This window comes from Bacillus sp. C-3-6, assembly GCF_054509685.1.
Genome location: NZ_CM137247.1, coordinates 203,514 through 216,915, shown reverse-complemented (window position 1 = coordinate 216,915; position 13,402 = coordinate 203,514). Strand labels below are relative to the sequence as shown.

Genomic DNA, 13,402 nt, shown 5'->3' with positions numbered 1-13,402 from the left:
TCTATTAGTTAGGTCAACCCTTATTGTTCAATAGATAACACTGGTAAGTTGGAACTGATGCTATCGTACTTTTCTGGATCAATTCCTTTTATACGTGCATTATGAGCATAAAGTAGTTTACGATAGTTTAATAAAATAACTGGTGGATCATCACTTAACTCTTTATACAGCTCTTTATAAATCGCTTTACGTTTTTCAATATCTGTCGTTCCTATACCTTTTACAATCAAATCATCTACTTTCGGATTATTATAACCCGTATCACTTTTTGGATTAGTTGATAAGTACTCACTTACAACTTCACTTGGATCACTAATTCCTGGTGTTGAAACTGCCGCTAAATCGTAGTCACCTTTTCCTACTTTTGAAAGCATCGTATTAAAGTCCATCAACTCTGGATTTAATTCAACACCAATTTCTTTGTAACTTTCTTTTGCAATTGGAATAAAGATATCATTTGTTTTACCTGTATTTGATGCGTAGTATGTTAATTTTAATTTTTGACCATCTTTTTCACGAACCCCGTCAGAACCTACTTTCCAACCAGCCTCATCCAATAATTTTTTAGCCTTTTCTACGTCGTGCGGATATTTATTAATACCTTCTTCTGTATATGCCCATGAAACTGGAGCAATTGGTACGTTAGCGACAGAGCCATAGTCTTGTAAAGCTGTATCCACATACTTCTTACGGTCTAATCCATAAGTAAGTGCTTGGCGTACCTTTTTATCTTTCAAATACGACTTCTTATTATTTACATAGATATAAGCAATATCACTTGATGATTCAAGATTAATATTTGCAAACTCCAATCCTTTTAATTGGTCTATATTTTCAGGGTTCGCTCTAAATCCACTATAGTCCAGTTCACCTGTTTGGAATAATTGGAATCCAGTATCACCTGATGTGATTTTGTAAATAAAGTTTTTAATTTTTGGTTTACCTGCATAATAATTTTCGTTAGCAACAAAGCGGACTTCTTGACCTGGAACATATTTTTCAAATTTATATGGACCCGCTGCAATTGGTTGCCCATATAATGCTTTTAAATAGTCTAAACTTGTATTTTGTTTATAATCTTTTCCATAATAAGCTTTTGATAGCACTGGGCCACCTAAATTCGTTAGCGCCTGTGAATTAACTTTTTCAGTTGTAATTTTAATTGTCTGTGGATCAACAACTTGGATTCCTTCAATAGAAGTTGCTTTTCCTTCTTTATATTCTTTCCCACCTTTAACAGCATACTGAGCAATATCCAATCCACCTTCATACGCTTTATCATGAAGTAGTGTTAATGTAAATGCTACATCATCCGCTGTTAGAGGCGACCCATCACTAAATTTTAAATTTTTACGTAAATGGAATGTATATGTTAACTGGTCAGCAGAAATATCCCATTTTTCTGCAAGATCCGGAACAGGTTTACTTTGTTTGTCTGTTGTTACTAATGAAGCAAAAATAACCGACGTTACATTTCCATCCCAACCATTATCTTGGAAATACGGAAGGAAAACTCCCCCTGGCTTAGAAATGGCTGTAATGAAAGTATCTTTTCGTTGATTTGCTTTCTCTGGACTTTTCTTTTTATCTGTAGCTGGAATTGATTCAATCTTAGAATCTTTTAAATCCTGCTTTTTTACTGGTTCTGTAGAAGCCGAGTCCTCCTGTCCCCCACAAGCAGATAACACAAGCGAACTACTAAGTAATACTGAAAATACACCAGCCCATTTTTTTGTCTTTTTCTTCATTGTCCCCACCCTAACTGTTTAATAGTTATACCCTTTGAACTTATTAGCTTATGTATGCCTCCCACAGCACATTTATAGCCAATCGGAAAAGTCGGTTTTAATCAGAAAAAAATAGATGTTTTTGAGGGGTAACAATCTTATTCCGACTTTTCCGGTAGACTTTATGGTTATTAGCTTATATCGTTCAGTATATTTTGTCAATTCTTTCTAAATAAATATTTTGAGAATTTTTCCAAAATTATCACTCTATCCTTATACTTTAAGAAAACTCAGCTATAATTCGTATTAAAAACTTAAAAATCTACTTCTATTTCTTCAGCATGAAACATAGAATACTAATAACCAATTACCAAAAAGGGGGCGAAAATATGGACAACCTATTCCAATACGTCCTGCACTACGTATTATTAACAATTATGATAGTCGGGGCGCTATTACTATTCCCGTTCTTCCCAAAGTTCGTCCTCTTTTTAGCTTTTTTTATCATGCTCGGGATCGCTATTATAATTTCAACAAGAGAAGATGCCACGCAGAAAGAGAGCAGAGTTCAGCGCGTAAAGCTGTAACTTTGCTCTCTTTTCGTTTTCAATCACTAGTTTCTGTTACACATATTTATCCCGCTATTTGCCGGGCAGTAACCCCCCCACTGATTAAAGTTTCACTTTATCTCTCGGGAAATAATTAGCCTTTGTTTTTGTGATTACTCCTATTGAAAAGCCACTAATGACATTTATTTTTCACCTTATCATTTCATACGCTTCACAAGCTATGCAAATTGGGGAACACGGATTTATCTAAGTTACTGTTTCACGTGAAACACATCGCTTCATTTAATCTTTAAAGCAAAATATCATTATGAAAAAGCCACTTCCTCCAGCAAAACTGAAAGGAAGTGGCTTTCTACTCTTTACTCCACAATATTCTCTAACTCACTATATAACTTCGCTCGTAACAACTCTTTCATCGTTTTTTCCTCATATAATTTTTCAAGTCTTTCAACATCAGCTACATGTTCCATTTCACATTCTATTGCATATATATCTTCTTCTACATGCATTAACTCATTTTCAATCTCTTCAAGATTCCTAGCTTTTTTCTCTTTTACTGGAACCATTTCAACACTCTTTCTCCCTTGGCGTTTTTGCTTTATTACTTGCTTCTCAAGCTTTTCTTCCCATTTTTGACGAGCCCATGCATAGTTTCCTGCAAACTCAAATAATTTACATTCATCAATCCAGTACGTCTTTTCAAATAACTTATTTAAAAAATAACGATCATGTGAAACAGCTAGGATTGTTCCATTATATTGCTCAAGGGCTTCCTCTAAAACTTCCCTTGATTCAATATCAAGATGGTTTGTCGGCTCATCTAGAATTAGAAAATTGATGTCTTGATACATAAGTTGCGCAAGTCTTAACCTCATTTTTTCTCCACCGCTCAGTTGCGTTACTTTCTTAAATACTGCTGGACCATAAAATAAAAACTTAGCCAATATATGTCTTGCTTCTCCTTCTGTTACAGCTACATACTCTCTAAACGCTTCCAATACATTACTCTTCACATTTCCATACGTATGCTGTGATAAATAACCAATTTTGACACTACTACCAATTCGAATTTCACCAACGTCTGGATTTATTTCTTTTAATAGTAGTTTTAATAATGTAGTCTTTCCTGTACCATTACGACCAACGATAGCCGCACGCTCTTGAAAACGAACATGTAAATTCGCTTGTTCAAATAAAGGTCGGCCAGCAAAACCTTTACTCACTTCTTTCATTACAACAACATCTTTCCCGCTTCTCTCTTGCCCTTCAAACTGAAGACCCATCTGTTTTCGTTCTAAAATTGGCCTCTTTAATTTCTCTATACGTTCTAACGCACGTTCCATATTTCTCGCTCTTTTATGCAATCCTTCATTCGGAGGGTTCGCTTGATTTGCCCATTCACGTAGACGCTTAATTGCTTCTTTCATTTTCTTTATTTTCTTTTTTTGCTCCTGATAAGCTTGAAACTCTTGAAGTAATCTTTCTTCCTTCTCCTCAACGAACTGAGAATAATTCGTATGGTACACGTGAATCTCTCCATCTTCCAAATCAAAAATTTTCGTTACAACTTCATCAAGGAAATAACGATCATGTGAAATAACCATAACTGTTCCAGTGTATTCTTTTAAAAATTGCTCTAACCATTCAACTGCAAATAAATCTAAATGATTTGTTGGTTCATCTAATAGAAGTAAATCTGGTTTCTGCAATAGCATATATGCAAGGCTTACTTTCGTCTGTTCTCCTCCACTTAATTCCGTAAATACTCTTGAAAATAAGTCTGTCACTTGTAAGCCATTTGCTACCTTCATTATATTTGCCTCGATTTCATAACCACCGAGAAACGCAAATTTTTCTTGAATGACTCCGTACCTCTCCATTAGCTTTTCCAAAGCAGATTGTTCCTGTTCCACCGCCATATTTTTTTCTAAAGCATGCATTTCTTTTTCTAATTCCTTTTCTACTTTAAAAGCAGAACTCAATACATCATATACAGTCATAGCCTCATCAAACTTCGGAATTTGTGCGACATGACCAATACGTGTACCTTTCTTCATATGAATGGCTCCTGCATCCAAACTCTCCATTCCCGTTAGAAGCCCAAAGATTGTTGTCTTCCCACTACCGTTACGACCAACTAATCCAACACGTTCACCATTCTTTATTTCAAGCGATATATTTTCAAATATAGTGTTTCCACCAAAAGATTTCGTTACATTATTTACACTACAAATAGTCATTTTCCGTACTCCTTTCAATATAAAAAAACATGAGAAAGAAACATTCCCCATGGTTTTCGGCATAGAAAAAGGAAGCCAAATAGCTCCCTTTTCACACGTTTATTGAAAATGGGTGAAGAGATTTCTATCGTTCAATAGTCACTATGCAATTGTTAAAAAAGGGCATACGTATCCCGTTAACAACTACATCATGAAAAATCGCACGACAAAAATAGATAAAATCTAAAAATTTGGCACGTGCAGCTAAAGAACGTTTCATCTCATTCACCCCTTTCGTACGGAATTTAATACTTACTTCTTTATTATACTTTCCAATTTCATGTTTGAATAGTCATTTTTCTGAAAATAATGAAGATAGACTAAACATTTCAATAAGTGACATCAAATCTTACAAAACTGTTATGTTCACGTAATGGAAAGCGATAGTACGAAAAGATGCCTCCCTATACAATAAAGATGTAAACAAGAGAGACAAACAAAAGGAGGAAACAAACATGATGAAAGAAATCGTAAAAGCAATCTTTGAGGTATTAGTGAACGGACAAGCAGTTGTAAAAGAACTAAATGAACTATAAAAAGGAGTGAAGAAATATGATAAACATGGTGAAAATGATTTTACACGCTTTAGTCGATGCAAAAGCAGTTAGCCAAGAATTAAACCAACAATAAAAAGGGGTATATGAATATGAAGAAAGCCATTATTATAATTGCAAGCACAGCAATTACTTTATACACAATAAAAAATAGAAAAAAGAGAAATAATGAAAATGTTCTATATTATCCATACACACTATTAGAGAAAAAATAAAAGACAAGGTACCCTATCGTAATGAGGATATCTTGTCTTTTATTTTTTCCATATTGCCTTTAGAGGATTTCCTTCTCCTTTTCCCGAATGTATTAAGCGGGATTTTTACACATATTTTAAAGGGGCATATATATAAATGGATACACAACAACTATATTTTTTAAACGATATCGGTAAACAAAAACCAGAAAGTATTCGGAATAGAAGCGCTGCATGTCCATTTTGCGATAAAGAACATTTAACGGATATTTTAGCAACTGATGGTTCTATTATTTGGTTAAAAAATAAATTTCCTACATTACAAGATACATTTCAAACAGTGTTAATTGAAACCGATAATTGCGAAGATCATATCGCAACATATACAGAAGAACATATGCGGAAATTAATGCAATTTTCTATTCAACATTGGTTACACTTACAGAAGAAAGAAGAGTTCGCGTCTGTGATTTTATACAAAAATCACGGTCCATTTTCAGGTGGAAGTTTGCATCATGCACACATGCAAATTATCGGAATGAAACATGTAGATTATCTTGAAAATATTGAAGAAGAAAATTTCCAAGGGGTAATTGTTCAAAAAAACGAACGCATTGAGCTTAACATTTCAGAGCGTCCCATTATTGGCTTCACTGAATTCAATATAATCATTGATAATATTTCATATATAGATGATATGGCAAATTACATTCAGCAAACTGTACGTTACATACTGACAGATTTCCATAAAGGATGCAGTAGTTATAACTTATTCTTCTATTACTTAAATGGAAAAATTATTTGTAAAGTTGTTCCTAGGTTTGTCGTTTCACCGCTGTATGTAGGATATAAAATACCTCAAGTTTCTACAAAACTAGAAGACGTAAAAATACAACTAGCGGAGTATTTCACAAAATGACACGATTATCAAAAAAATAGAGTAGGTATCAAAACCTACTCTTTTATTACACCTTTATTTCGATAGTACACATCTTCTAATCCGATGTTATACTTCATGTTATTATCCGTCCACTCCGGCCCTAAATTCCCTGGCCATCCAGATGTATTAGCTATATATTTCAGTAATGCAAAATCAGTCAAACCTTTTTGCACCCCGCGCTTATATCCTTTCATCAAATGCGGCATTGCAATTTGTGCATTTGTACGTGGATCTTTTAGCTCATCATCAGTTAAATGTTCTGGTGCAAGCCCGCCGCCGCGGTGCAGTTGAAACAATCCGAATGAAGTTCCATTATCTCCAACACTCCTTGGATTTAATCGACTTTCATGCTCAGCAATTGCAAGAGGTACCCATTCCGGAAGATTTACTTTCTTCGCTTCCTCTATAATGATTTGTTTCACCTGTTTTGCTTCTTCTGAATCAACATAGCTTGTTCCATTCACTAGCTTATCCATTCCTTCAGACTTTCCTTGGAAATATAAATATACTCCAAGAACAACTAAAAATCCTACAAAGAATTTCTTCACTACCTCTACCTCTTTCTCCGCTGAAATTTGTCCCCTTTCAGCCTTCCCTTTACAATTACCTACATTCTATTACTCTTTTATCATAGCAAATAACTATACATATTATCATCATGCTTTAGACCGATTTTGTGAAAAAACAGCTGGTAAATACGTGCAAAAATGTAACTTTCATAGACTATAACGCATTTATTGTATATAATTGTAAACTGAACTCTATATATAGAATAGGAGCATACAAAATGAAAAAATGCCTAACACTCTTGTTCAGTATTTTACTACTCATCCCTACCTACACCTCTGCACAAACATCATCAAAACCAAAAGTACTTGTTTTGTATAGTACACAAGACGATAAAGTTTCAAATAATGTCCAAATCCTTAATACTCAATTAGGACATTTTACAAATGATATAACCGTAAAAAACTTAAAAGAAGCAACTTCAATTAATAACGTATCCTCCTATACACATATTGTTTATATCGGTGAAAAAAAAGAAGCGTTTTCTGATGAAACGAAACAATTTCTAGAAAACTTCTCCGGCCCTGTATTAGTGTTAGGACAAAATGTTGAACAATTATCTAACCGTTTTTCTTTCATTACATTGAAGAGCGACGATATACGAGTTAATAAAATTGAATATCCAGACAAGAAGCTAAAAAACATCTTAGAAGAGGAACGATTAATTCAATCGTTTGATACAAATGGAACTGTGCTTGCTAACGCTTTAAGCTCAAATAACACTAATCCACTAATCGTTCAGCATGAAACATCTTATTATGTTGCAACACCTAATCTCTTTGACTGGATGTCTCATTACGTCGGTGAAATATTATTTTCTTATTTTGACCAAAAACCAACGACAAATAAAGTTGAAGCTTATTTACGTCTTGAGGATGTTCACCCAGCAGCGGATATAAATCAATTAAAAGAAATTGCTCAGTTACTAAAAGAGAAAAAGATCCCTTATATGATTACTGTTATTCCGGTATATAAAGATCCAGATACAGGAAAGATAATACATTTAGAAGATAAACCAGAACTAGTTGATCTTTTACGCTCTATGCAAGATGATGGTGCGGCAATTATTATGCATGGTTATACTCATCAATTTTATGACAGTGAAACAGGTGAGGGCTTTGAATTTTGGGATGTAAAAACAGATCAACCAATTCGCCAACCGAAACATGAAAAACCGAAGACAAAAGATGACTTTCCAAATGTAGAGGCATATAACCAATATGTAAAGAAAGGGGAAGAGTTTGAAGAAAAATATACGAAAGATCATATCGAAAAAGGCATTAAGGAACTTGTAGATGCCAAACTATACCCCGTTGCCTTTGAAGCACCTCATTACACGATGTCTCAAAAAGGATATGAAATATTATCAAGATACTTTTCAACTTATGTAGGACAACTACAGTTAAATGATACAACTTGGAAGTCCATGCACTCACCATATTATACAAGTACTCCGTCATTTTTACATGGAATGAAACTATTGCCTGAAACAGTTGGATTTATTGAAGAAGATAAGCCACAGTCTATTGCTAAAATGAAAGAACGTGCTGTATCTGTTTCTAAATTATCCGATGGAGTTATCGGTGCATTCTATCATCCTTACTTAGGTGTGAAACCATTAAAAGAAGTATTAAAGAATCTAGAAAGCATTCCAAACATAGAATGGATTGATTTACAAAAGGAAACGAACGAAGTAAAAATGAAAGATATTCATATTACTACGAATAAAGACGGCATTCACGTTGAAAAACCAACAAGTGCAAATGACGTAATCGATTACATAAAACAATATGGATTTTTCCTTGTACTTGGGTTCATTATCATCGTCTTTCTATTATTATTAAGACGTGCGAAAAAATTAGAATCCTAATACAAAACCACCAAGCAGAATGCTTGGTGGTTTTTTTATCCTATATCAAAACGTGGCATATTATTAACAACCCATTGATCATTTTCATAAATAAATTTAACTTCTACTTTTTCCGTTACATGATTAAAACTATAATTCTCCTATCCTTTCAAATAAAATCGACTTGTATTTTCATATATTGTTTCTGCAATCTTATCAATGGATATGTTTTTTATAGAACTAATTTCCTTTAATACCTCTCGAATCATTCTTGGATGCGTTATAACACCCTCTTGAAATTCCCACGGTCCATCTGTTTCTACCATCATATATTCAAGCGGATAATACGAAACGATTTTTCTAATCTTCTCCTTATGTAAAACATCCGGTGTAATCGAAATATAATAACCATTTCTCATCATCCGTTTCATTGTTTCATCGCTTCCTTTAAACCAATGGAAGTGTGCACGTGAAACTTTATATTTCTCTAGCAAATCACATACAATGTCAGCATCTTCATAAACTGCGTGTAATACAATCGGCAAATTATACTTACTAGCTAGTTCTATAAATTTTTTCAATACAGCTATGTATGGATCTGCAGCAATTCTTTCATCTTCTTTTCTCAAATAATAGGGCAAACCTACTTCACCAATCGCAACAATTTCCTCTGCGTTCTGTTCAATAAGTTGATAAATTTGTTCACACTCTTCTTTATGAATCTGTTGCTCTGGATGAAACCCTATCGCTGGATATATAAAGGGATACTTCTTCGCTAAAGATAACGTTTCCTTACAAGATTGATAATTCATAGATACCGCAATAAGCCCCTTTATTTCATTACTATTTTCCACCTCTTTCAGTAATCTGCTCTTCTCTTCATCCTTATATTGATCAACATGTATATGACTATCAATCCATTTCATCTTTATGCCCCCATAAAAAAAACAAGAAAGGACTTCCTTTCTTGTTTTAGCATCTATATTATTTAACAATTAAGTTTGTTATGATATCAAATAATCCAATACACACTACGGCAACAGTAAAGTAGCTACAGAAATCTTTAATTGGTAACTTCACTACTTCTTCTTTACGCATCCCATTTTTCTCCCTTCTTACTAGATCCCTAATTATTTTTCTATCTGTATCTATTATGCAAAAAATATGACAAATTTACTATCGAATTAACTTACGTAAACCTTACAATGTTGTAAGGTTTTAAAAAAGATCCCCATCTTTATTCAGATGAGGATTATTAAAAATTAGTTGGTTTTTCATTCTTCATTACAAACAGAAAGTAATACATTGAGACTTTCTAGTTACACTATATGAAAATTACTATCTTTTAACTATCGAATTACATTACAGAAGGCTTACATGTTTGTAAGTTATGTGTAATGTAATTCGATAGTTCCCCTTACTTATATTTCATACAATAAAGTTAGAAAGTAAGCCAAATAAGAAGAACAATCACATAACCAAATTACATTGCTAGTAGCTACTCTTCTTATACCTTTCACCCATGCTACTACAATGTACCCCCTTCCCCTTTATATAACAAAAAAGCCTTAGTCTATATGGACTAAGGCTTTTTTGTTAATCTTAAAAATACCCTTACCCAGTATTTTTATTTTCGACAAAAAATAGCTGGGGGTATATTTCGCTATCTCACCGTTAAAAGTTTACTCTTCGCATTTATAGGAATATTTGCAACCTCAATCTCTTCAATGGACTCACCGTAACGCCCTTTTGCAAAAACCTTTAATGCTTCATCTCTCTTTAACATATGCTTAACCGTTTTCTTTATTTTCTGCTCTCTACCACGTTCATCGAATGCAATAAATTCATATTCATACCACTCATCACCGATATGCTGACCAATTGTATTCACAACCGTATAGTATTCTTTCGTCTTATACAGTGGATTATATTTATCGATAACCGGTCCAAGTTTCGTAGGCAGTAACATTACTACTATCACTATCATGGCTATTATAGTAGTGATCATTTTTTTCTTCATAATAAACATTCCTCCTCTGCAGGATATATATACATCCATTTTAAAAAGGGGGAATAAAATCTACTATTGAATCTCATTACATTACACTTACATTTTTGTAAGAATTAAAAAAGGTGAACGAATTTACTCGTTCACCTTTTAGCTCGCTTTAAAGCCCCCGCCAAGCACATCACGTACATCATGTATAACAACGAAAGCATCTTCATCTACCCGGCTAATAACTTGTTTTAACTTAACAAGCTCTTGTTTATTAATAACAACATATAAAACTTCTTTATTTTTACCAGTATATCCGCCGCGCCCTTCTAATACGGTAACACCGCGTGTCATATTTTTCGTAATAGCTTCACGAATTAAGTCTGGTTGATTCGAAATAATCGTAACAGCCGTTTTTGTGTCCATTCCTTCTACAATGAAATCAATCACCTTCGCTCCAATGAACACAGCCACAAGTGTATACATTGCCTTTTCTTGCCCTATTATAAATACAGAACCAGCAATTACAACAATATCAATAATTAGTACGCCTTTCCCTACACTCCAACCTAAATATTGATTTGCTAACTGAGCTAAAATTGCTGATCCTCCCGATGTACCTCCGGCTTTGAACATACAGCCTAATCCAATACCTACAAATAAACCAGCAAATAAAGCTGCTAATAATGTATCACTATTTACATGATACTCAATATGTTCTGTAACGTATAAAAACAAAGATGTTTCTACAATCCCTAAAATTGTATAAATCATTGTTTTCTTATCAAAAAATTTATAACCAACAGCTAGTAAAATTGCATTTATAGCAAAGTTCACAATTCCTGGTGACCAATCAAATAAGTAGTACGTAACAACCGTTAAACCAATAATTCCACCTTCCGATAAACGGTTTGGAATTGCAAAGTAATTAATACCAATTGCGAATAATAATGAACCAATTGTAATTAGTGTTATTTCCTTTATACGTTGATTAACCATAGTTCATACCCTCCCCCCATTTGACATTGTATCACTATCTCCTAGAGGTTTAGAAGTGGTTTTTATTCCGCATTTCCCCTCTTAAAAATTGAAATATTATGTTTAAACAGAGGGTTGATTAATTATTCATATTTGCTCTAACTGCACGGACAAATCGCTCCACATTCCCTTTCTGAATATACTTAGCGCGAATGGTTTCATGACTACAAGTAAATTCAAAATACGGATGAAAATCTATGCTATCTATATGCAAATATGAATACTCTTTAAATGTTGAAGAATAGTACGGAAATTTCCCGTAAAAAAGGAGACGTCTAGTAGTGGCAACAAAAACCCCATGTTGATACGATAATATAAAATTATCCTTCTCAAATATCCCTACCACAAAAGCCAGAATCTTTTCATCATCATCTACATACTTTTTCATACTCGATAAAAGTTCATTCATGCATATTCCTCCAAATTCTATTCACTGCATTAACACTTGAAAAGAATCCATGGATTATTACAGACCGGTTTAACTCCTTTATAAAGTATGAAACGCGTTTCCTGTCAAAGATATTTCAAAAAAATAATCCGTTATGCGATTATACACATAACGGATTACGATTAAACTGTAGAGCGTTCCACAAGTTCGTATGGAATTTCCAGCTTTTCTTGTTCAGAACTCTCGTCATTCACTTTTCTATGCAACATTTCAAAAGCAGTTTTCCCTATCTCCTTTAAATTTTGATCAATAGTTGTCAATTGTAACACTTGCGAGATAGGTTGATTATCAAAGCCAATAATCGCTAAATCCTCAGGAACTTGAATCCCTAATTTTTCAACCTCTGTCATAACCCCAATCGCAACTTCATCACCTGCTACTATTAATGCTTCAGGAAGATCCTGCATCTCTTTTAACTTATGAGCCACTTTTACACCATCTTCTAGTGTAAAACATTCTGTAAAAATCCATTCTTCATTAACCTCTTCGTCTATAGATTGCAATTGCTGTTTATAAACATCAAAACGCTTTTGACTACTCGGCCCTAATTTTCTTCCCGTACAATAACCAATTTTTTTATAACCTTTCTCAATCAAATAATCCATTCCTAATTGAAAGGCCGCTGAATGATTCGTATATACACTTGAGATGTTTGAAATATCATTGTCTTCACACGCAATTATTGCGCCGTAAGAAGCATACGGTTCTATCGTTTCCCAATCATTTGCACGTGAACAAATAATAAGACCATCCAATTGTTTTGTTTTTAACATATGTAAACTTTTCATTTCTTCTTTTTTATTATAATTCGTTTGGCAAAGTAGCACCCTGTAATTATGCGCTAACGCAGTCTCCATCATTCCGCTCACCATCGCATCAAAACACGGATGATTAATATACGGTAAAATCACACCAACAATATTCGTTTTTCCTTTTGATAAATGAACAGCATTTGCGTTTTGCGAGTAATTCAATTTCTCAACTATCTCTATAACCGCTTTCCTTTTTTCTTCACTTACATATGGGTGATCATTCAACACTCTCGAAACAGTCGTAACTGAAACTCCCGCCATCTTTGCAATATCTTTAATATTAGCCATACACTCACCTCTACCTTTAACTTAATGAATCTCATGAACATATGTCAAATCTTCTTATCATTACACCTTCATTCGTTTCTCTTACAAAAGTGTAATTTTTCTGTAAGCTAATTCGATAGTTACTTTCCGCAACATTTCATA

General features: G+C 33.7%; 13 protein-coding genes. 4 read left to right on the top strand and 9 right to left on the bottom strand.

Annotation, left to right across the window (positions count from 1 at the left end):
* Positions 1–20 precede the first annotated feature (20 nt).
* Positions 21–1,748, bottom strand: coding sequence for an ABC transporter substrate-binding protein (locus ACW0JX_RS01235; protein ID WP_459245267.1), 1,728 nt, complete (start codon positions 1,746–1,748; stop codon positions 21–23).
* A gap of 368 nt (positions 1,749–2,116) precedes the next feature.
* Between ACW0JX_RS01235 and ACW0JX_RS01230 the strand changes: the two genes are divergently transcribed.
* Positions 2,117–2,314 (top strand): hypothetical protein, encoded by a 198-nt coding sequence (locus tag ACW0JX_RS01230; protein WP_000369254.1) that lies wholly within the window; start codon positions 2,117–2,119, stop codon positions 2,312–2,314.
* Between the two features lie 341 nt (positions 2,315–2,655).
* Here ACW0JX_RS01230 and abc-f read toward each other — a convergent pair whose 3' ends face one another.
* Complete coding sequence (gene abc-f / locus ACW0JX_RS01225; protein WP_459245777.1) at positions 2,656–4,587, bottom strand: ribosomal protection-like ABC-F family protein; 1,932 nt, start codon at positions 4,585–4,587, stop codon at positions 2,656–2,658.
* A 73-nt stretch (positions 4,588–4,660) separates the two neighbouring features.
* Positions 4,661–4,795, bottom strand: a complete 135-nt coding sequence (locus ACW0JX_RS01220) for an RAxF-45 family protein (protein ID WP_000830643.1) — start codon at positions 4,793–4,795, stop codon at positions 4,661–4,663.
* Positions 4,796–5,215: 420 nt separating this feature from the next.
* Between ACW0JX_RS01220 and ACW0JX_RS01215 the strand changes: the two genes are divergently transcribed.
* Together ACW0JX_RS01215 and ACW0JX_RS01210 are read left to right on the top strand one after the other, a co-directional pair.
* A complete protein-coding gene (locus tag ACW0JX_RS01215) occupies positions 5,216–5,344 on the top strand; it encodes a hypothetical protein (RefSeq protein ID WP_053565418.1) in 129 nt (42 codons plus the stop codon).
* Positions 5,345–5,480: 136 nt separating this feature from the next.
* Positions 5,481–6,242: a DUF4931 domain-containing protein gene (locus tag ACW0JX_RS01210; protein ID WP_053565419.1), complete on the top strand. Its 762-nt coding sequence runs from the start codon at positions 5,481–5,483 to the stop codon at positions 6,240–6,242.
* Positions 6,243–6,277: 35 nt separating this feature from the next.
* On the opposite strand, the gene ACW0JX_RS01205 is transcribed toward ACW0JX_RS01210, so the two are convergent.
* The gene (locus ACW0JX_RS01205; protein WP_459245266.1) at positions 6,278–6,811 is read right to left on the bottom strand and encodes a transglycosylase SLT domain-containing protein; all 534 of its coding nucleotides are present in this window, start codon (positions 6,809–6,811) and stop codon (positions 6,278–6,280) included.
* A 239-nt stretch (positions 6,812–7,050) separates the two neighbouring features.
* Between ACW0JX_RS01205 and ACW0JX_RS01200 the strand changes: the two genes are divergently transcribed.
* On the top strand, positions 7,051–8,700 hold the full coding sequence (locus ACW0JX_RS01200) for a DUF2334 domain-containing protein (protein WP_459245265.1): 1,650 nt from the start codon (positions 7,051–7,053) through the stop codon (positions 8,698–8,700).
* Positions 8,701–8,840: 140 nt separating this feature from the next.
* Here ACW0JX_RS01200 and ACW0JX_RS01195 read toward each other — a convergent pair whose 3' ends face one another.
* The 5 genes from ACW0JX_RS01195 to ACW0JX_RS01175 form a co-directional block, all read right to left on the bottom strand.
* On the bottom strand, positions 8,841–9,605 hold the full coding sequence (locus tag ACW0JX_RS01195; RefSeq protein WP_459245264.1) for a TatD family hydrolase: 765 nt from the start codon (positions 9,603–9,605) through the stop codon (positions 8,841–8,843).
* Positions 9,606–10,342: 737 nt separating this feature from the next.
* Positions 10,343–10,699, bottom strand: coding sequence for a YxeA family protein (locus ACW0JX_RS01190; RefSeq protein WP_000728426.1), 357 nt, complete (start codon positions 10,697–10,699; stop codon positions 10,343–10,345).
* Between the two features lie 138 nt (positions 10,700–10,837).
* On the bottom strand, positions 10,838–11,674 hold the full coding sequence (locus tag ACW0JX_RS01185) for a YitT family protein (protein ID WP_000248045.1): 837 nt from the start codon (positions 11,672–11,674) through the stop codon (positions 10,838–10,840).
* Between the two features lie 118 nt (positions 11,675–11,792).
* On the bottom strand, positions 11,793–12,122 hold the full coding sequence (locus ACW0JX_RS01180) for a PH domain-containing protein (protein ID WP_001004245.1): 330 nt from the start codon (positions 12,120–12,122) through the stop codon (positions 11,793–11,795).
* Positions 12,123–12,283: 161 nt separating this feature from the next.
* Complete coding sequence (locus ACW0JX_RS01175; protein WP_001273903.1) at positions 12,284–13,261, bottom strand: LacI family DNA-binding transcriptional regulator; 978 nt, start codon at positions 13,259–13,261, stop codon at positions 12,284–12,286.
* Positions 13,262–13,402: the final 141 nt, after the last annotated feature.